This is a genomic window from Mesorhizobium sp. MC2-1-1 (genome assembly GCF_057597255.1).
Genome location: NZ_CP195205.1, coordinates 4282679 through 4300915 on the forward strand (window position 1 = coordinate 4282679; position 18237 = coordinate 4300915).

An 18237-nucleotide genomic window follows, 5' to 3' on the forward strand; every position below is an offset into this window, starting at 1 on the left:
GTACGCCAGCACCGGAAGCGCAGAAGGCCGCCGCTTACAGGCCGGCTTCACCTGAATATCGACAGACCTCCGGTGATACAATCTTCAAGGACAGCGACCAATTGATCCGCGTTCTGGGCATTGAGACGAGTTGCGACGAGACTGCGGCCAGCGTGGTGGCGCTGGACGGCGCCGCTGCGCCCGAAATCCTCTCCAACGTTGTGCTGAGCCAGATCGAGGAACACGCGGCCTTCGGCGGCGTCGTTCCCGAGATCGCCGCGCGCGCCCATGTCGAGGCGCTGGACGGTATCGTCGAAGCTGCCCTTGCCGATGCGGCCGTGTCGCTGGATGAGGTCGACGCCATCGCCGCAACGGCGGGGCCTGGCCTGGTCGGCGGGCTGATCGTCGGCCTGATGACGGCCAAGGCGATCGCTGCCGCCGCCAACAAGCCGCTGATCGCCGTCAACCATCTCGAAGGCCACGCGCTGACGGCGCGGCTGACCGACGGCCTCGACTTCCCCTATCTTCTCCTGCTCGTCTCCGGCGGCCACACCCAGATCGTCGCGGTGCGCGGCGTCGGCGATTACCAGCGCTGGGCGACCACCATCGACGATGCGCTCGGCGAAGCCTTCGACAAGACCGCCAAGATGCTTGGCCTGCCCTATCCCGGGGGGCCGAATGTGGAGAAGGCCGCCGCCAGCGGCAATGCCCGCCGCTTCGCCTTCCCGCGCCCCATGAAAGGCTCGGCGCAACCGGACTTCTCCTTCTCGGGCTTGAAGACGGCGGTGCGCCAGGCGGCGACCGCGATCGCGCCGCTGAGCGACCAGGACGTCGCCGACATCTGCGCTTCCTTCCAGGCGGCGGTGGCCGACGCGCTGGGCGACCGCGTTGGCCGCGCGCTTGTCCGCTTCCGCCAGGAATTTCCCGATCAGGCAAAGCCGGCGCTCGTCGTCGCCGGCGGCGTTGCCGCCAATCGTGCGATCAGGGCGACGCTCGAAGCGCTTTGCGCGCAAGCCGGCTTCGCCTTTGTCGCGCCGCCGCAAAAGCTCTGCACCGACAATGCGGCGATGATCGCCTGGGCCGGGATAGAGCGCCTGCGCGCCGGCATCGCCGACGAAAACACCGCGGACTTCGTGCCGCGTTCGCGCTGGCCGCTCGACAGCGTTTCCACGCCAATGGTCGGCTCGGGCCGGCGTGGTGCCAAGGCATGAGCGCCAAGCGATCCGCGAATGGCTGGCGCGTTGCGGTGCTGGGCGGCGGCGCCTGGGGCACGGCTCTGGCGCTCGCCATGCTGCGGGCGGGCCATGACGTGCGCCTCTATGCGCGCGACGCCGAAACCGTCGCCGCGATCGCCCGGGGCGAGAATCCGCGCTACCTGCCCGGCATCATGATCGAGCCAGGCATCGCGGCAACCAGCGGTATGGCCGAGGCGCTCGACGGCGCGGACTGCGTCCTTGCCGTGACGCCTGCGCAGTCGCTGCGCGACGTGCTGGCCACCGCTCGCAACCATGTGCCCCAGGGAGCGCCACTGGTGCTCTGCGCCAAGGGCATCGAGCGCGGCACCGGCGCGCTGCTCTCGGCGATCGTCGAGGAGAGCCTGCCGGACAATCCGGTCGCGGCACTTTCCGGCCCGAGCTTCGCCAGCGACGTCGCGCGCGGCCTGCCGACGGCCGTTGTCGTCGCCGCCCGCGAGGCGGAACTGGCGGCCGCGCTCGCCGCCCGCTTCTCGGCGGAAAACCTGCGCTGCTATTCCAGCGACGACCTGATCGGCGTCGAGATCGGCGGCGCCCTTAAGAACGTCTTCGCCATCGCCGCCGGCGCCATCATCGGCGCCGGGCTCGGCGCCAGCGCCCAGGCCGCCATGGTGACGCGTGGCTTCGTCGAACTACGCCGCATCGGCGCTGCTTTCGGCGCCAGGCCGGAGACGCTGATGGGCCTCTCCGGCCTCGGCGACCTCCTGCTTACCTGCTCCTCGGCGCAGTCGCGCAATTTCGCCTATGGCCTGGCACTCGGCCAAGGCAAGCCGCTTGCCGGCCTGCCGCTCGCCGAAGGCGTGCCGACAGCCGGCATCGCCGCCCGCATCGCCGCGGAGCGCCAAATCGAGGCGCCGATCATCTCAGCCGTCGCCGCCATCCTCGACGGCAAGATCACCATCGGCCAGGCCGTGACCGCGCTGATGACACGCCCGCTCAAAACCGAAACCGACATCTGACCCATCGGAGCCTTAGACATGCTGTTTGCGTTGATTTGCAAGGACAAGCCCGGCAGCCTGCAGGTACGCCTCGACACCAGGCCCGCCCATGTCGCGTTCCTGGAAGGCCTGAACGGCGAGGGCAAGCTGGCCTTCGCCGGGCCGTTTCTGGACGCCGAAGGCAAGCCGGACGGCAGCCTCGTGGTGGTCGAGGCGCCGGACCTGGCGGCGGCCCAGGCGATGTCGGCGGCCGACCCCTATGCCAAGGCGGGCCTGTTCGAAAGCGTCGAAATCCGCCAGTGGAACTGGACCTTCAACAAGCCTGCGGCTAGTTAATCCCAACCGCGCGCGCTGGAGGAACAACATGAACTACTGGCTGTTCAAGTCCGAACCCTCGGTCTTTTCCTTCGAGGCGCTGAAAGCGAAAGGCAAGTCCGGCACGCAGTGGGACGGCGTACGCAACTACGCCGCCCGCAACAACATGAAGGCGATGAAGATCGGCGATCTCGGCTTCTTCTATCATTCCAACGAAGGGCTCGACATCGTCGGCATCGCCGAGGTCTGCGCGCTGGCGCATCCCGACACCACCACCGACGATCCGCGCTGGGAATGCGTCGACATCCGCGCGTTCAAGGACGTGCCGAAGCCGGTGACGCTGGAGCAGGTGAAGGCCAATCCCAAGCTTGCCGAGATGGCGCTGGTCCGGCTCGGCCGGCTTTCCGTGCAGCCGGTGACGCCGGCCGAATGGAAAGAGGTCTGCCGCATGGCCGAGCTCAACCCGGCGCCGTGACCAGGCTCACGCCGCAGAGCGCGAAGAAGTTCATTCTCGACAACACCGCGCTGATGGCACCGCCGCATGTGCCGGAAGTGCTCTTGCATCTCGCCGACGAGGCGCATGACCTGTGGCTGCGAACCGAGGAGGAACTGGCCGCGATCGGCCTGCCGCCGCCCTTCTGGGCCTTTGCCTGGGCCGGCGGCCAGGGTCTCGCCCGCTATGTGCTCGACCATCCCGAAATCGTGCGCGGCAGGCGCGTGCTCGATTTCGCCTCCGGCTCTGGCCTCGTCGCCATCGCGGCGGCGAAGGTCGGCGCGGCCGAGGTGATCGCCGCCGACATCGACCCGTTCTGCGAGACGGCGATTGCGCTCAACCTCGCGGCCAATGCCGTCGACGCGCAGTTCCTCGGCACGGATTGCGTCGGCTCCGACGATGGCTGGGACGTCGTGCTTGCCGGCGACGTCTTCTACGACAAGGCTTTCGCCGACAGACTGCTGCCCTGGTTCGCGGGCTTGCGGGCGCGCGGCGGCGAGATCCTCGTCGGCGATCCCGGCCGCGCCTACCTGCCCAGGACCGGGCTGGAATCGCTGGCCGCCTACCAGGTTCCGGTGACGCGCGTGTTGGAGGATGCCGAGGTCAAGCGCACGACAGTTTGGCGCCTCGCTTGACGGAATGACCGAACAAGCGTTCCATCGCATATCGATGCGGGGTGGAAAAGCATGGATTTTTCGGTCGTGAACTGGCTGGCGGTCGTCGTCGCCGCCGTCGTCGCGTGGTTGTTCGGCGCCGCCTGGTACATGGGCCTGAGCAAGCCTTGGCTGAAGGCGGCCAGGCTCGACCCGGCCACCATGCAGCGATCGGCCGTTCCGTTCGTGGTCAGCTTCATCGCCGAGCTCATCATGGCGCTTGTCCTGACGCTGGTGGTGGGCGCGATAACCGGCGGCGAGCCGAACCCGATCGCAGGCCTGCTGTTCGGCTTCGTGCTCTGGCTCGGCTTCATCGCTACCACGCTTGCCGTCAACCACCGCTACGAAGGGTTCGGCTGGCTCCTGACGCTGATCGATGCCGGCCACTGGCTGGGCGTGATGCTGATCATCGGGGCCGTGATCGGCTGGTTCGGCGCGCCGGGGGCGCCGGCGGGCTGAAGACGCGTCTTAGGTGGGGGTTTTCGCCACCTCGTCCAACAGCCACTCGCGAAAAGCGATGACCCGCGCGTCGTCCTTCGCGGCCTGCGGATATACCAGGAAATAGGCGAATTCCGGCGCTACCTTGATGCCGAGCTCGAAGGGCCGCACCAGTCGCCCTTGCGAAAGATCGTTGGCGACCATGGCAAAGTCGGCCAGCGCCACCGCGTTGCCATCGAGCGCCGCCTGCGTGGCATCGGTCGAGGACCCGAAGACCAGCGTTCGGCTGTCGTCGAAATCGTCGACGCCGGCCGCCTGCATCCACATACGCCAGTTGGGCCATGTCACGCCCTGCCGCGACCATTCGATATGCGCAAGCGTATGGTTGAACAGATCGCGCGGCTCCTTCAGCGGCGGACCCGACGCCAGAAGCGCCGGGCTGCAGACGGGGATGATGATATTTTCGAACAACCGATGCGCGATAAGCCCCGGATATTTGCCCGTGCCGAAGCGGATGCCGACATCGATGTCGTCCAGATCGAAATCCCGGACATCATAGGTGATATCGAAGCGCAGCTCGATGCCGGGCCTCTGCAGGCGAAAATCGTCGACCCGCCGCATCAGCCATTTCGTCGCGAACTGCGCGTCGAGCGTCACCTTGAGCAGCGCCGTGCCGCGCGTCATCTTGCGAGCGCGGCTGACCGCGCGGTTGAGCAGGTCGAGCGCATCGACCGAAGCGTCGAGCAGCACGTTGCCCGCTTCCGTCAGCCGGATGGTGCGGCTGGTGCGCGTGAACAGCACCAGATCGAGCTGATCCTCGATTTCCTTGATCTGGTGGCTGACCGCCGCGGGCGTCAGGCCGAGTTCGTCGGCGGCGCGGGTGAAGTTGAGGTGCCTGGCGGCCGCCTCGAACGTCCGCAGCGCGCGCGTTCCGGGCAGCAGCTTGGCCATACGATCTCCAAATAAAACTTGATGATCAGAAAAGAACTACTCGTTTCCCGTTTGTTTTTCAATCCGGCATGATGACCACATCGAGATACCATCAAACCGGATTTGACATCCGGAGATTACGGATAGAGCCATGTCTGAGATCGCCCTGAAGACCTGCACCACTCTGGAATCCCCTTCCGGCGTCACCCTTTGGCTGCGCTCGGCACGCGAGTGGCTGCGCCAGGCAAGGGTCGCCGCCCAGTTACCTCAGGAGTCGGTCGAAGACCTCTCCGACAGCCAGTTGCGTGACATTGGAGGCCACCGCCGCGACATCGCAAAGGCGATGGACAAGGAGCTTCGCGAGATCGGGCTGCTCGGCACGGGCTGGCAGCGGCCGAGGGGCTATTGAGATTCAGGTCAGGACGAGCCGAAAACGATGGCTTCCGAGAACCGGAGCGGAGCGTACTTCAAGTACGTAGGCACAGGAAGCGCAGGAAGCCGTCGTTTGCAGGCCGGCCTCACTTGAAGATCGATAGCTCCTACCTCACCACCTTCACCACCGTCCTGTTCGACAGCAACGGAAGCAGCCTGGCCATGGTACGCGCCGTCACCGCCACGCAGCCTTGCGTGGGCGTGAAATCCGGCCGGGCCAGATGGAAGAAGATCGCGCTGCCGCGCCCGCGCCGGCGCGGCGCGATGTTCCAGTCGAGCACCAGGCAGACATCGTAGAGCCGGTCGTCCCGCTTCATCCGCTCATGGCTCGCGCCATAGGGGATCGTCACCGGCCGATTGTAGTTGCGGTCGTCCGGCACCTCGCACCAGCCTAGATTCGGCCCGATCGGCGCCATTGGCAGCCTCGTCCTGCGCCCGCCCGCAAAATGGTCGTTGCGGAAATAACCCGACAGGATGCGCATCGACGCCAGCGGCGTCGCGCCATCGCCTTCATGCTTGTTGGCGGTAATCCCGCTGCGCCCCAGCGCGCAGGCAAACACCGTTTTGCCGGCTTGCAGGAACCCCTGCGCCGGATTGCCGGGGCGCGCGCGCACGACCAAAACGCGCAAGCCCTTCGGCAAAAATGCACGCGCCTCATTGCGAGCGCGTTTTTTCTTGTATGATTGGGGCACGGAACAAATCACTGTGATCGGCTGTTACGCCGGTCAGCTTCCGCATAAATGGGGGTACGTCAACTGAATATTCTTTTTAAAACAACGGATTGATCCATGACATCACGCACCATCCTGATCGTCGATGACGATGATGACCTGCGCGCCACCCTGGTCGAGCAGCTGGCGCTTTACGAGGAATTCGACGTCCAGCAGGAATCGACCGCCGCCAAAGGCGTCGCCGCGGCGCGCGGCGGCGTCGTCGATCTGCTCATCATGGATGTCGGCCTCCCAGACATGGACGGGCGTGAGGCGGTGAAGATTCTGCGCAAGGGCGGCTACAAGGCGCCGATCATCATGCTGACCGGCCACGATACCGATTCCGACACGATCCTGGGACTGGAGGCCGGCGCCAACGACTATGTGACGAAACCCTTTCGGTTCGCAGTGCTGTTGGCGCGCATTCGCGCCCAGCTTCGCCAGCATGAGCAGAGCGAGGACGCCACTTTCTCGGTCGGCCCCTACACGTTCAAGCCCAGCCAGAAGCTGCTGATCGATCCGCGCGGCGCCAAGGTACGGCTGACCGAGAAGGAGGCCTCGATTATCAAATATCTCTATCGCGCCGACCAGAAGGTGGTGACGCGCGACGTGCTTCTGGAAGAGGTGTGGGGCTACAATTCAGGTGTCACCACACACACGCTGGAAACCCATGTCTACCGGTTGCGCCAGAAGATCGAGCGCGATCCTTCCAATGCCGAAATTCTTGTGACAGAAAGCGGCGGCTACAAGCTGGTTCCTTAACATTTCATGATCTAGAGCAGGTCCAGGAAGGTGTGAAACGGTCGGGTTCGGCGCGGTTTGCCCCGTAGCCTTCCGTCCGGAACTGAGTCACAAGGGATAGAGCGGTCGGGCGGGCCGCTTCGGGTGCGATCCTGGTGCTGGAGGGTGATGGATCGGCCCGATGGATGCCATGCACGGGTTTGCAGGCTGTTAGTGTTGGAGCGTTTCGTGCGCGTCCTTTTGAACGCGCCGCTCCAAAGGAGGGACTGGACTGACCGCTCGGGGACACAGCTAGGATGGCGCTGGATGACGACATCCGCATCCTGTCCGGCGTGAAGCTTTTCCAGGGCTTCACGCAGGAACAGTTGCGCCTGCTCGCCTTCGGCGCGGAAAACACCTTCCTGCAGGCAGAGCGCAAGCTCTATCTCGAGGACGACGAGGCCGACTCGGCCTACGTCGTGGTCAGCGGCCTGATCGCTCTCTACCGCGAGCATGGCGCCGAGCGCATCCCGATCGGCACGGCCGGACCGGGCGCCATGCTCAGCGAGCTCGCACTGATCGCAGACACCAGGCGTTTGACCAGCGCTTCGGCGGCGGCGGATTCGGAAGTCATCCGGCTCAGCCGCAAGATGTTCCGCCGCATCCTGGAGGAATATCCGGAGCTGGCGGTTCAGCTGCACGAACGCATCCTGGAGGAATTCCAGCAGATGATCGCCCGCATCGAGGAGCTGGCGCCGCGGTTTACCGGGTAGGACTCGACGAAATGCGCAATTGCGATTCGTCATTCCGGGGCGAACGCGAAGGCCCGCGCCTCAGCGGTCGCCGACACTAATCCAAGTCAAATGTCGCAATGACCGGCACATGGTCGGACGGCTTCTCCCAGCCGCGCGCGGCCTGCAGGATCTCGTAGCCTTTGAAATCCGGCACCAGATTGGCGGACGACCAGACATGGTCGAGGCGGCGGCCGCGATTGGAGGCCTCCCAGTCCTTCGCGCGGTAGCTCCACCAAGTGTAGAGCTTCTGCTCGGCCGGCACGTTTAGCCGCATCAGGTCGACCCAGCCGCCGGCCTCGCGCATCGCCTCGAAATTTGTCGTCTCGACCGGGGTATGGCTGACGACGTTGAGCAATTGCTTGTGGGACCAGACGTCATGCTCCTGCGGCGCGATGTTCAGGTCGCCGACCAGGACCGACGCGGACGATTCGTCCTGGCTCGCCGGCATGGCGTTCATCTCCTGGACGAAATCGAGCTTATGCCTGAACTTTCGGTTGATCTCCGGATCCGGCTCGTCGCCGCCGGCCGGCACATAGAAATTGTGCACCAGCACCGACTTCCCGCCCGCCTGGACCCTGACCGACAGATGCCGGCTGTCGTCGATTTCGCAGAAGCGCCGCTTTTCGACCAACTCGATCGGTCGGCGGGCGACGGTGGCGACGCCGTGATAGCCTTTCTGGCCGTGGAACAGGATGTGCTCGTAGCCCGCCTTGCGGAAGGCTTTCTCCGGAAAGAGCTCGTCGGGAACCTTCGTCTCCTGCAGGCACAGCACATCCGGCGCGCGCTCCTTCAGCAGCCGCTCGACGATCGGCATGCGCAGGCGCACGGAGTTGATGTTCCAGGTGGCGATGGTGAAGGGCATGCGGCGAGGTCCGGGACGGCTGAGGTCGCCGCACTAGTGGCAGTCCCCTGCCATAAAGACAAGCCGGGCGGACGCAGGCTTGTCTCTAGTGCCGCACCTGCCCGGATTCAGGTTAGCCCGACCCGAAAACGGTGGCCTCCAAGCCGCAGTGGAGCGTACTTGAAGTAAGCGAGCATCGGAAGCGCGGGAAGCCGCCGTTTGCAGGCCGGCCTCGCCTGAACCTACCGGGTCTTGGTATTCAGCTCGCGGTTCGCCGTATAGTCGATCGCGAACGTATCGGCCGGGAAGCTGACGCCTTCCTTGGTGTTGAAGATCATCACCGTGGTGTCCTTGCCTTGCGCATCGGTGATCGTCCACTGGCGCAGATCATAGGTCTTCGGGTCGAACATCATGGTGATCATGGCATTGCCGAAGACCGACTTGTCGGAAAGCTTGATGGTGGTGAGGTCGTCCTCTTCCTTGATGGCCTTGACGCGGCCGCCGGAGAGGTCGATCCGGTCGTCGAGCAACAATTTCAACGGCGTCTTCGACAGCGGGTAAAGGTCGGAGGTGTTGAGCTTCTTGTTGAGGATCACCACCGACTTGCCGTCGGAGATCACACGGAAGTTCGAGGAGCCATCATAGTTGAAGCGGATCTTGCCCGGGCGTTCGAGGAAGAACTTGCCTCCGGTCTGCTCGCCTTTCGGGCCGAACTGGACGAACTCGCCGCTCATCGATCTCACCGAGGAGAAATGGTCGGCGATCTTCTGCGCCGCCGGCGGCACGGCGGCCTGCGCCGCGGCCACCAGCTGGTAGCCCGGCACGAGATTGAGAGCGGCGGCTCCGCCAAGCATCAAGCCAAGGCCGAGCAACTGGCGGCGGGTGATGGCGAATTCGGGCTGGGTCTTCATGCCGGTCACTTCCTGTGATTCGTGTGGTGCCAGTATCTGGACTCCCAGTAGGGCCTAAGTTTGGCGTGTGCGAGACAGCTTCGTCGCATAGTCTCGCCCGCCGACCTGTCGCGTGAACGCGCCAGACGATTTCCGGTTGCCTGCTTACCCGGCTGGCGTTTCACCGGGCCAAGGTTTGTCGGGATTCAGACCAGGCCGGGTCGAAAATGGGTTCCGAGAACCGGAGCGGAACGTACTTGAAGCACGTGAGCACCGGAAGCGCAGGAAACCGGCATTTGCGGGCCTCATCTCAGTATCGACAGACCCTAGAATTTGTCCTCTTCGGTTGGCACCAGAATCTCGCGTTTGCCGGCATGGTTGGCCGGGCCGACAATGCCTTCCTTTTCCATCTTCTCGATGATCGAGGCGGCGCGGTTGTAGCCTATGCCCAGCCGACGCTGGATATAGCTGGTCGACGCCTTGCCGTCGCGCAGCACCACCGCCACCGCCTGATCGTAGGGATCGTCGGAATCCTCGAAATTGCCGCCGCCCCCGCCGCCGGAACCGCCCTTGGCGCTCGGACCGTCCTCATCGTCTTCCTCGTCGTCCTCCGTGATGGCGTCGAGATATTCCGGCACGCCCTGCAGCTTGAGATGCGCGACGATCCTCTCGACCTCGTCGTCGGAGACGAACGGACCGTGGACGCGCTGGATGCGGCCGCCGCCGGCCATGTAGAGCATGTCGCCCATGCCGAGCAGCTGCTCGGCGCCCTGTTCGCCGAGGATGGTTCGGCTGTCGATCTTCGACGTCACCTGGAAGGAGATGCGGGTCGGGAAGTTGGCCTTGATCGTGCCGGTGATGACGTCGACCGAGGGACGTTGCGTCGCCATGATGACATGGATGCCGGCCGCGCGCGCCATCTGCGCCAGGCGCTGCACCGCGCCTTCGATATCCTTGCCGGCCACCATCATCAGGTCGGCCATCTCGTCGATGATGACCACGATATAGGGCATCGGCTCGAGATCGAGGTTCTCGGTCTCGTAGATCGCCTCGCCGGTCTGGCGGTCGAAGCCGGTCTGCACCGTGCGCGAGATCTTCTCGCCCTTTTTCTCGGCTTGCTGGACGCGTGCGTTGAAGCCGTCGATGTTGCGCACGCCGACCTTGGACATCTTGCGATAGCGATCCTCCATCTCGCGCACGGTCCATTTCAGCGCCACCACCGCCTTCTTCGGATCGGTGACGACGGGCGTGAGCAGATGTGGAATACCGTCATAGACCGAGAGCTCGAGCATCTTCGGGTCGATCATGATCAGACGGCACTCTTGCGGCGTCAGCCGGTAGAGCAGCGACAGGATCATGGTGTTGATGGCGACGGACTTGCCCGAGCCGGTGGTGCCGGCGACCAGCACGTGCGGCATCTTGGCGATGTCGACGATGACGGCCTCGCCGTTGATGGTCTTGCCGAGCGCCAGCGCCAGCTTGGCCTTGGTCGTCTCGAAATCGCGGCTGGCCATTATCTCCCTGAGATAGACCGTTTCGCGCTTGGCGTTCGGCAGCTCGATGCCGATGGCGTTGCGGCCGGGCACGACGGCGACGCGGCAGGCGATCGCGCTCATCGAGCGGGCGATGTCGTCCGACAGGCCGATGACGCGCGAGGACTTGATGCCCGGGGCCGGCTCCAGCTCGTAAAGGGTTACGACCGGGCCGGGACGGACATGGATGATCTCGCCCTTGACGCCGAAATCCTCCAGCACGCCTTCGAGCAGACGCGCGTTCTGCTCCAGCGCGTCCTTTGACAGGCTTGGATCCTTTGCGACGTTCTTCGGCTCGGAAAGGAAATGCAGCGACGGCATCTCGAACGTGTCGGACCCGATCAGCGAGGTCTGCGCCTCGCGCTGGACACGGGCGCCCGGCACGGGGCGCGCGGCCGGCGCCGCGACGCGGGTCGCGGCATCGGAACGGAAATTCTGCACCTTGGCCGTCGGCGCGGCGCGCCGCTGGACCGGCGCTTCGTCGTCGAAGTCGTCGAGACCTACGTCCCCGTCCTCCTCGTCGAAGATATCCTGGTCGGCCGGATCGACCGAGGCGCTGCGGTCGTTGACCATGGCGGCGAAGAATTCCGGCTCGACGCGCGCGCGGCCGCCCGGGCTCATCCGGCTTTCGGCGAACTCGGCTGATTCGACCCGCTCGGCGGCGCGCCTCCAGGCGCTCGCCTTGGGCTCCATCGGCGGCTCGAACTCATCGCGCTCCTGCCTGCGCCGCGCGGCGCGGCGGTGCAGGAAGGCGCGGAACGACAGCCACCAATGGGTGACGGCGCCGAGCGCAAGTATCCCTTCGTCGCCTTCGTCCTCATCCTCCTCGAACAGCATGTCGTCCTGCTCGCGCGGATCGGGCCGGGCGACGCTTTCCATTACGGCAAAGCCGTTCTTGCGCGCGATCAGCGCCGAGCCATAGGCGAACAGCCAAAGGGCGGGGGCGGCGAGGATGACCGCGATGATGCTGGCGAAAAGGCCCTTCGGGTAGCCGCCGACGGCAATGCCGGGGATCTTCAGCACCATGTCGCCAAAGACCCCGCCGAGGCCGGTCGGCAGCGGCCATGTGTTGGGCGGCGTCACGCAGCCGGCGATGGCGGCGGCGGTGATCGCGAAACCGAACCAGGCGAAGCCGCGCTTCGGCATCTTGTCGACGCCGCGCGCGGAAAACAGAAGGAAACCCCAGATCACCGCCGGCACCAGGCCAGCGACGGCGGCAAGGCCGAAGAACTGCATGGCAAGGTCGGAGAACACCGCGCCGGCATAGCCCATGGCGTTGGTGACGACGTTGCTGGTGGCATGCGAGAAGCTCGGGTCGGCGACGTTCCAGGTGGCCAAGGCGGCCACCCCGAAGGCGGTCAACAGAAACAGCCCGGCGCCGACCAGCCGCCCGACCTGGCGCCGCGCGAATGCCTGGATGCCGTGCCCCGTATCGGACAGCGCGAGCGGTGCTGAAGCGCCTGAACGCATGCCTCTTCCCCGTGATCGTTGCCTGGCCGGGCGCATGGCGTACCCCCGGCAAATTCGAACGCCAGACTATCGGGGGGAAGGTTAAGGCCGCATTAACCATGGACCTTTACCTGGCCCGGGCGCGAACGAAGATGGCAGGCCTTGCGGCCCGCCATCCTTTGCCCGAAACGGCGAACGATCGGACCGTTCCGGGCCCGACCCAAGCCGTCACTTGTGACCGGCATACATCATCAGGTTGGCGCAGAATTCGGCGTGAGGCTTGCTCATCGCCGCGTCCTGGCATTCCTTCATCATCGAATCCTGCTTGTCCTTCGGCATCGAGGCCCAGGCCGCTTTGAAATCGGCCTCCGGCTTCATGGTCTTCATGCCGGCATCGGTGAAGAACGGGGCCATGTTGTCCGGCTCATCGAGAGCACCGGCAAGTGCAACGCCGCTGATCATCGAAAGAGCCATTGCTCCCAGCAAGATATTCTTGATGTTCATCAGGTGGTTCCTTCCCTCTTGTTTGGCGGGCGCCTTGATGACGCTCGCTATCCCAGTACGGAATCTGAGGGGCTGATGTTTCAAGCTGCCGCGATCAAGTGAATGTGATCGGAAAGCCACGTGCCGTGGTCAGGCGAAAAAAAGAGGCCCGGAATGGCTTCCGGGCCTCAAGGCGTGAGCCCCTTTCGGGAGCATCACGACGGGATCTTGGGAGGTGAAGTCCGGGCCGGCGGGAGGAGGATCCGCCGGCCCTTGGGCAATTCCGAACGGCTTCCCATCCGCAATTGCTCCGAGGCAGAGAACTGGCCCGGCCTTACGGCACCACTTCGCCGTGCTGGGTGACGTCGAGACCCTCGACCTCTTCCTGGGTGGACGGACGCAGGCCGACCAGAGCCTTGACGATGTAGAGGATCACGAAGGTGGCGATCGCCGTCCACAGGATGGTGAAGGCGATGCCGTAGACCTGCTTGCCGACCGAAGCGTCCTTGCCGAGCGCATTGATGGCCGGATCGGCGAGCGCGCCGGTGAGGAGCGCGCCGACGATACCGCCAACGCCGTGCACGCCGAAGGCATCGAGCGAGTCGTCATAGCCGAGCGCATGCTTGAGCTTGACCGCCGACAGGTAGCAGACCACGCCGGCGATGATGCCGACGATGAAGGCGCCGGTCGGGTTGACGAAGCCGGAAGCAGGCGTCACCGCGACGAGGCCGGCGACGGCGCCCGAGATGATGCCGAGCACGGACGGCTTCTTGGCGACGATCCATTCGGCGAACATCCAGGCCAGCGCCGCCGCGGCGGTGGCGACCTGCGTGTTCATCATCGCCGCGCCTGCCAGGCCGTCGGCCGCCAGTTCCGAACCGGCGTTGAAGCCGAACCAGCCGACCCACAGCAGCGAGGCGCCGATCACCGAATAGACGAGGTTGTGCGGCGCCATGTTGGTGGTGCCGTAACCCTCGCGCTTGCCGAGCACCAGCGCGCAGACCAGGCCCGCGACACCGGCATTGATGTGGACGACCGTGCCGCCGGCGAAGTCGAGGACGCCGGCCGAACCGAGGAAGCCGCCACCCCACACCCAATGCGCGATCGGCGCATAGACGCAGATCAGCCACAAGGCCATGAAGAGCAGCAGCGCCGAGAACTTCATGCGTTCTGCGAAGGCGCCGGCGATCAGCGCCGGCGTGATGATTGCGAAGGTCATCTGGAACATCGAGAAGACGAATTCAGGAATGTTCGAGACGCCAGGCAGCCACAGGGTCGAGACCGTGACGCCGTGGTGGAAGAATTTCGAGAAGCCGCCGAGATAGGCGTTCATGGCGCCGCCGTCGGAGAAGGCGAGCGAATAGCCGAACATGAACCACAGCACCGTCACCAGGCAGGTGATCGCGAAGCTCTGCATGATGGTTGCGAGCACGTTCTTCTTGCGCACCATGCCGCCGTAGAACAGCGCCAGGCCCGGAATGGTCATCATCAGCACCAGCGCCGTCGAGGTCAGCATCCAGGCGGTGTTGCCCGTGTCGAGGACCGGGGTCGGCGCGGCGGCCGCCGCCGGCGCCGCCGCCGGAGCGGCCTGCTGCGCGATGGCGGCGACGGTGCTCATGGCCACGAGCGCGAGCGAAGCGGCCGCGCGGCCCGTCGTCTTTAAAGTGGAAGGAATATTCATTGAACTCTCCGTTGGAATGGATGGTCGCCGCCCTAGAGCGCGTCGGTGTCTGTTTCGCCTGTGCGGATGCGCACCGCCTGGTCGATGCCGAAGACGAAGATCTTGCCGTCGCCGATCTGCCCGGTCTTGGCGGCCGAGGTGATGGCTTCGACGGCCTTGTCGACCATGTCGGCGCCGACCGCGACCTCGATCTTGATCTTGGGGAGGAAGCTGACCGCGTATTCCGCGCCGCGATAGATTTCCGTGTGTCCCTTCTGACGTCCGTAGCCTTTGACCTCGGTGACGGTCAGGCCCTGGATGCCGACGGCGGTCAGCGCTTCGCGCACCTCGTCGAGCTTGAACGGCTTGATGATTGCCATCACGATTTTCATAAGGTTTCACCCTTTGCTGTTGCGGTCCCCCGCGTTTGCACACCTACACCGATCCCGAGGAGAGCCGGAGAGTGCCCGACAGGATTCAAGCTCCGTGCCAATTGCCGAAGCAGGGGGTTAACCTATTGTAAACAAAGGGGCCGAGCGCCTTGCGCATATCTTTTGTGCGTGAGCGTTCCGAGCTGGCTGATCAAAAAATAGGCAAAATGTCGAAAATGCCCATTTTGCAGGCTTTAACCGGAAGCCGGCTCAGCGCTTGAGTCGGATCAGGCCTTCCTGGGCGACCGAGGCGATGAGCGTTCCGTCCCGCGCGAACAGCGAGCCGCGCGTGAAGCCGCGCGAGCCCTGCGTGGATGGGCTGTCCTGGTTGTAAAGGATCCAGTCGTCCAGCGAGTGGCTGCGGTGGAACCACATCGCATGGTCGAGGCTGGCCGCCTGGATGTCGCGGTCGAAGATGGCGCGGCCATGCGCAAAGGTCGAGGTGTCGAGCAGCGTCATATCGGAAAGATAGGCGAGCACGGCCGCCTGTATCGCGCGGTTCTCGGGCACCGGGCCGGTGGTGCGGATCCAGATGTTCTGCTGCGGCTCCAGCTTCTCGCGGCTCGTATAATGCTTCAGCATCACCGGCTTCATCTCGATCGGCCGGTCGCGCTCCCAGTAGCGCCTGATGCCCTCCGGCACCGCCTCGCCGAACTTGCCGAGCAGCTCGCGCTGGGTGAGCAGCGTGTCGGGCGCCGGCACGTCGCGCGGCATCGGCATCTGGTGCTCGAGGCCGACCTCGTCCTGCTGGAACGAAGCCTCCAGCGAAAAGATCGCCTGGCCATGCTGGATCGCCACGACCCGGCGCGTGGTGAAGGAGCCGCCGTCGCGGATGCGGTCGACCTCGTAGACGATCGGCAGCTTGGTGTCGCCCGGCCGCATGAAATAGCCGTGCAGCGAATGCACATGGCGCTCCGGCTCCACGGTGCGCTGCGCGGCGACCAGCGCCTGGGCGATGGTCTGGCCGCCGAAGACGCGCTGCCAGTCGACCTTGGGGCTGCGACCACGATACAGGTTGTGTTCGAGCTGCTCGAGGTCGAGAATGTCGAGAAGCTCGTCCATGGCCGCCGTCATGTTTGAAATCCTTCAAGGATGCGCCATGGCCGGTTTCGGACAGGACGTGCAGCCAGTCAAGGCCGCAAACGGCGGCCGGTCGAAGCCGCGAAAGGATGATGCCATGGTCGACCGCAAGCCGGATGGAGCAAGGGCCGATGGAAACCGCGAGGCTCCGCTCGACGTGCTTGTTGCCGGCGCGGGCTATGTCGGCCTGGCCAGCGCCGTATCGCTCAAGCAGGCGCGCCCCAGCCTCGCCGTCGCCGTCGTCGACGCGGCGCCCGCCGGCGTCTGGCGAAAGGACGTCCGCGCCTCGGCGATCGCGGCCGCCGCCTGCCGTATGCTGGAGCAGCTCGGCGTCTGGGACGAGATCGCGCCGGAGGCTCAGGCGATCACCGAGATGATCATCACCGATTCGCGCGCCGCCGATCCCGCGCGCCCGGTGTTCCTCACTTTCGACGGCGAGGTCGCCCCCGGCGAGCCCTTCGCGCATATGGTCGCCAACACCGATCTGAACGGCGCGCTCCGCCGGCGAGCCGGAGAACTCGGCATCGACATCATCGAGGGCGTTGCCGTCGCCGCCTTTGATACCGGCGGCGCCGGCATCACCGTGCATCTTGCCGACGGCGCGGCGCTGACGGCGCGGCTGCTGATTGCCGCCGACGGCGTCAACTCGCGGCTGCGCGACATGGCCGGCATCAAGACGGTGAGGTGGGAATACGGTCAGTCCGGCATCGTCTGCACAGTGGCGCACGAGCGCCCGCACAACGGCCGCGCCGAAGAGCATTTCCTCCCCGCCGGCCCGTTCGCGATATTGCCGCTGAAGCCGGACAAGGATGGAACCAACCGCTCCTCGATCGTGTGGGTGGAGCGCGCGCAGGACGCGAAAGCGCTGGTCGAGGGCGACGAGTTTGTTTTCGAGCACGATCTGGAACAGCGCTTCGGCCTGAAGCTCGGCGAGATCCGCGTCGTCGACAAGCCGCGCGCCTGGCCGCTTGGTCTGACGCTCGCCCGCGCCTTCATCGCGCCGCGCATCGCGCTCGCGGGCGATGCCGCCCACGGCATCCACCCGATCGCCGGCCAGGGGCTCAATCTCGGCTTCCGGGACGTGGCCGCGCTCGCCGAGGTGCTGGTCGAGGCCGACCGGCTCGGCCAGGACATCGGCGCGCTCGACGTGCTGGAACGCTACCAGCAATGGCGGCGGTTCGACACTTTCCAGATGGGCGTCACCACCGACGTGTTGAACCGGATGTTTTCCAACGACATCGGCCCGCTGCGCGCCGTGCGCGACATCGGCTTGGGCCTCGTCGAGCGCATGCCGCGGCTGAAGGACTTCTTTATCCGCCAGGCCTCGGGCCTCTCCGGCGACACACCAAGGCTATTGAAAGGGGAAGCAATCTAGCAGCCAAAGGAGATGATAGAGGACCAGGACTGCGGCTAGCATGCCGATCACCAATCTGCCGGCCCTGGATTTGCCCAACCTGTATCCAAACAGCGTATCAACCAGATCGGCCAATTCAGCAGCCACGCAGGCAATCGCTTCCATCTGAGCCTTGGCGGTTCGGTGTACCCGCCATTGATGTAGGCACAACTGCCTCGCGTTCAAAGATCGATGGTCGCCTGGATCAATTGACTTCGAAACCCAGCTTCTGCCGCAGCCTCAGCATCCGCTGATCGGCGACCTTCAAGCTCTGCTCGCCGCCTTGAGCGACCCGATTCAGCATCCTGAGCAGGTCGTCCCGCTCGTGCGGATCGAGGCGCTCGCGCAGGAACGGCGCCAGCTTGTCGATGACGATCGTCGTGTCGTCGACCTGCGGGGCCGCCCATTTGGCGTATACGACCGCCTCGTCGGTCTTCTTCTGGCTTTCGGCGATCTGCGCGATCACCTCGCGGATGACGGCCTCGCGCTGGGGCAGGATAGGGCCGTGCTCCGCGACAATCGCGGTGATCAGCGTCGCCGCCGCCACCACCGGATCGTCGATCGCGGTCAGCGGCGAGAGCGCGGCCTGGTTGCGCAATTTCTTGCGGCGGATGTTGCCCTGGACGCGTCCCACGACATCGGCGACCTCGCGCGCGGCGTCGCTCATATATTTCAGCCGATACCACCAGATGGCGGCCGCTCCGAGCATACCAAGGATGGCGATCAGGAAAGGCATGCCGAATTCCCCCGAAATCGCGGCGACGATAAGAGAAGCGCGGCCCTCGTTCAACACGCAACGGTTGCGACAGGTGAAGAAACGCTG

The 18237-nt window shown here is 65.0% G+C and carries 20 protein-coding genes; 10 read left to right on the forward strand and 10 right to left on the reverse strand.

Annotated elements, in window-relative coordinates; translation table 11 throughout:
- Positions 1-104: 104 nt before the first annotated feature.
- Genes tsaD through ACR64R_RS21175 form a run of 6 tightly spaced genes read left to right on the forward strand, consistent with a single transcriptional unit; the run spans position 105 to position 4090 of the window.
- Entirely contained in the window at positions 105-1190 is a 1086-nt protein-coding gene (tsaD, locus tag ACR64R_RS21150; RefSeq protein WP_487362510.1) for a tRNA (adenosine(37)-N6)-threonylcarbamoyltransferase complex transferase subunit TsaD, read from the forward strand.
- Positions 1187-2191 carry an NAD(P)H-dependent glycerol-3-phosphate dehydrogenase gene (locus ACR64R_RS21155; RefSeq protein WP_487358218.1) on the forward strand — a complete coding sequence of 335 codons (1005 nt, stop codon included), beginning with the start codon at positions 1187-1189 and terminating at the stop codon, positions 2189-2191. Before tsaD ends, ACR64R_RS21155 begins: the two co-directional genes overlap by 4 nt.
- An 18-nt stretch (positions 2192-2209) precedes the next feature.
- The gene (locus tag ACR64R_RS21160) at positions 2210-2506 is read left to right on the forward strand and encodes a YciI-like protein (RefSeq protein WP_487358219.1); all 297 of its coding nucleotides are present in this window, start codon (positions 2210-2212) and stop codon (positions 2504-2506) included.
- A 28-nt stretch (positions 2507-2534) separates the two neighbouring features.
- A complete protein-coding gene (locus tag ACR64R_RS21165; protein ID WP_487358220.1) occupies positions 2535-2960 on the forward strand; it encodes an EVE domain-containing protein in 426 nt (141 codons plus the stop codon).
- Positions 2957-3613, forward strand: a complete 657-nt coding sequence (locus ACR64R_RS21170) for a class I SAM-dependent methyltransferase (RefSeq protein WP_487358221.1) — start codon at positions 2957-2959, stop codon at positions 3611-3613. Before ACR64R_RS21165 ends, ACR64R_RS21170 begins: the two co-directional genes overlap by 4 nt.
- Positions 3614-3664: 51 nt before the next feature.
- Positions 3665-4090, forward strand: a complete 426-nt coding sequence (locus ACR64R_RS21175) for a DUF1761 domain-containing protein (RefSeq protein WP_487358222.1) — start codon at positions 3665-3667, stop codon at positions 4088-4090.
- 9 nt (positions 4091-4099) lie between these two features.
- Here the strand turns inward: ACR64R_RS21175 and gcvA are convergent, their stop codons facing one another.
- The gene (gcvA, locus tag ACR64R_RS21180; RefSeq protein ID WP_487358223.1) at positions 4100-5020 is read right to left on the reverse strand and encodes a transcriptional regulator GcvA; all 921 of its coding nucleotides are present in this window, start codon (positions 5018-5020) and stop codon (positions 4100-4102) included.
- 130 nt (positions 5021-5150) lie between these two features.
- On the opposite strand from gcvA, the gene ACR64R_RS21185 reads away from it, so the two are divergent.
- Entirely contained in the window at positions 5151-5408 is a 258-nt protein-coding gene (locus tag ACR64R_RS21185) for a hypothetical protein (protein WP_487358224.1), read from the forward strand.
- A 130-nt stretch (positions 5409-5538) separates the two neighbouring features.
- On the opposite strand, the gene ACR64R_RS21190 is transcribed toward ACR64R_RS21185, so the two are convergent.
- Entirely contained in the window at positions 5539-6135 is a 597-nt protein-coding gene (locus tag ACR64R_RS21190) for a L,D-transpeptidase family protein (protein ID WP_487358225.1), read from the reverse strand.
- Positions 6136-6219: 84 nt separating this feature from the next.
- On the opposite strand from ACR64R_RS21190, the gene ACR64R_RS21195 reads away from it, so the two are divergent.
- Together ACR64R_RS21195 and ACR64R_RS21200 are read left to right on the forward strand one after the other, a co-directional pair.
- Positions 6220-6903: a response regulator transcription factor gene (locus tag ACR64R_RS21195; RefSeq protein WP_040991447.1), complete on the forward strand. Its 684-nt coding sequence runs from the start codon at positions 6220-6222 to the stop codon at positions 6901-6903.
- Positions 6904-7178: 275 nt separating this feature from the next.
- On the forward strand, positions 7179-7634 hold the full coding sequence (locus ACR64R_RS21200) for a Crp/Fnr family transcriptional regulator (RefSeq protein ID WP_487358226.1): 456 nt from the start codon (positions 7179-7181) through the stop codon (positions 7632-7634).
- Positions 7635-7710: 76 nt separating this feature from the next.
- On the opposite strand, the gene xth is transcribed toward ACR64R_RS21200, so the two are convergent.
- From xth to tesB, 7 genes are all read right to left on the reverse strand, one after another.
- Positions 7711-8517 (reverse strand): exodeoxyribonuclease III, encoded by an 807-nt coding sequence (gene xth / locus ACR64R_RS21205; protein WP_487358227.1) that lies wholly within the window; start codon positions 8515-8517, stop codon positions 7711-7713.
- A 221-nt stretch (positions 8518-8738) separates the two neighbouring features.
- Positions 8739-9407, reverse strand: a complete 669-nt coding sequence (locus ACR64R_RS21210) for an outer-membrane lipoprotein carrier protein LolA (protein ID WP_487358228.1) — start codon at positions 9405-9407, stop codon at positions 8739-8741.
- Between the two features lie 305 nt (positions 9408-9712).
- On the reverse strand, positions 9713-12388 hold the full coding sequence (locus tag ACR64R_RS21215) for a DNA translocase FtsK (protein ID WP_487358229.1): 2676 nt from the start codon (positions 12386-12388) through the stop codon (positions 9713-9715).
- Positions 12389-12595: 207 nt separating this feature from the next.
- Positions 12596-12871: a hypothetical protein gene (locus ACR64R_RS21220; RefSeq protein WP_487358230.1), complete on the reverse strand. Its 276-nt coding sequence runs from the start codon at positions 12869-12871 to the stop codon at positions 12596-12598.
- Positions 12872-13184: 313 nt separating this feature from the next.
- Entirely contained in the window at positions 13185-14468 is a 1284-nt protein-coding gene (locus ACR64R_RS21225; protein WP_487362511.1) for an ammonium transporter, read from the reverse strand.
- 95 nt (positions 14469-14563) lie between these two features.
- Positions 14564-14902, reverse strand: a complete 339-nt coding sequence (locus ACR64R_RS21230) for a P-II family nitrogen regulator (RefSeq protein WP_027169082.1) — start codon at positions 14900-14902, stop codon at positions 14564-14566.
- 249 nt (positions 14903-15151) lie between these two features.
- Entirely contained in the window at positions 15152-16015 is an 864-nt protein-coding gene (gene tesB, locus ACR64R_RS21235; RefSeq protein WP_487358231.1) for an acyl-CoA thioesterase II, read from the reverse strand.
- Between the two features lie 103 nt (positions 16016-16118).
- Here tesB and ACR64R_RS21240 point away from each other — a divergent pair, with 103 nt between their 5' ends.
- Entirely contained in the window at positions 16119-17396 is a 1278-nt protein-coding gene (locus ACR64R_RS21240) for a ubiquinone biosynthesis hydroxylase (protein WP_487362512.1), read from the forward strand.
- A 223-nt stretch (positions 17397-17619) separates the two neighbouring features.
- Here ACR64R_RS21240 and ACR64R_RS21245 read toward each other — a convergent pair whose 3' ends face one another.
- On the reverse strand, positions 17620-18150 hold the full coding sequence (locus ACR64R_RS21245; RefSeq protein WP_487358232.1) for a hypothetical protein: 531 nt from the start codon (positions 18148-18150) through the stop codon (positions 17620-17622).
- Positions 18151-18237 lie beyond the last annotated feature (87 nt).

What these genes read in the sequence shown, in the direction of transcription:
- ACR64R_RS21155 (WP_487358218.1), top strand. Translation starts at nt 1,187, where the DNA reads ATGAGCGCCAAGCGATCCGCGAATGGCTGGCGCGTTGCGGTGCTGGGC.
- ACR64R_RS21160 (WP_487358219.1), top strand. Translation starts at nt 2,210, where the DNA reads ATGCTGTTTGCGTTGATTTGCAAGGACAAGCCCGGCAGCCTGCAGGTA.
- ACR64R_RS21165 (WP_487358220.1), top strand. Translation starts at nt 2,535, where the DNA reads ATGAACTACTGGCTGTTCAAGTCCGAACCCTCGGTCTTTTCCTTCGAG.
- ACR64R_RS21175 (WP_487358222.1), top strand. Translation starts at nt 3,665, where the DNA reads ATGGATTTTTCGGTCGTGAACTGGCTGGCGGTCGTCGTCGCCGCCGTC.
- gcvA (WP_487358223.1), bottom strand. Translation starts at nt 5,020, where the DNA reads ATGGCCAAGCTGCTGCCCGGAACGCGCGCGCTGCGGACGTTCGAGGCG.
- ACR64R_RS21185 (WP_487358224.1), top strand. Translation starts at nt 5,151, where the DNA reads ATGTCTGAGATCGCCCTGAAGACCTGCACCACTCTGGAATCCCCTTCC.
- ACR64R_RS21195 (WP_040991447.1), top strand. Translation starts at nt 6,220, where the DNA reads ATGACATCACGCACCATCCTGATCGTCGATGACGATGATGACCTGCGC.
- ACR64R_RS21200 (WP_487358226.1), top strand. Translation starts at nt 7,179, where the DNA reads ATGGCGCTGGATGACGACATCCGCATCCTGTCCGGCGTGAAGCTTTTC.
- xth (WP_487358227.1), bottom strand. Translation starts at nt 8,517, where the DNA reads ATGCCCTTCACCATCGCCACCTGGAACATCAACTCCGTGCGCCTGCGC.
- ACR64R_RS21210 (WP_487358228.1), bottom strand. Translation starts at nt 9,407, where the DNA reads ATGAAGACCCAGCCCGAATTCGCCATCACCCGCCGCCAGTTGCTCGGC.
- ACR64R_RS21215 (WP_487358229.1), bottom strand. Translation starts at nt 12,388, where the DNA reads ATGCGTTCAGGCGCTTCAGCACCGCTCGCGCTGTCCGATACGGGGCAC.
- ACR64R_RS21220 (WP_487358230.1), bottom strand. Translation starts at nt 12,871, where the DNA reads ATGAACATCAAGAATATCTTGCTGGGAGCAATGGCTCTTTCGATGATC.
- ACR64R_RS21225 (WP_487362511.1), bottom strand. Translation starts at nt 14,468, where the DNA reads ATGAGCACCGTCGCCGCCATCGCGCAGCAGGCCGCTCCGGCGGCGGCG.
- ACR64R_RS21230 (WP_027169082.1), bottom strand. Translation starts at nt 14,902, where the DNA reads ATGAAAATCGTGATGGCAATCATCAAGCCGTTCAAGCTCGACGAGGTG.
- tesB (WP_487358231.1), bottom strand. Translation starts at nt 16,015, where the DNA reads ATGACGGCGGCCATGGACGAGCTTCTCGACATTCTCGACCTCGAGCAG.
- ACR64R_RS21240 (WP_487362512.1), top strand. Translation starts at nt 16,119, where the DNA reads ATGGTCGACCGCAAGCCGGATGGAGCAAGGGCCGATGGAAACCGCGAG.
- ACR64R_RS21245 (WP_487358232.1), bottom strand. Translation starts at nt 18,150, where the DNA reads ATGCCTTTCCTGATCGCCATCCTTGGTATGCTCGGAGCGGCCGCCATC.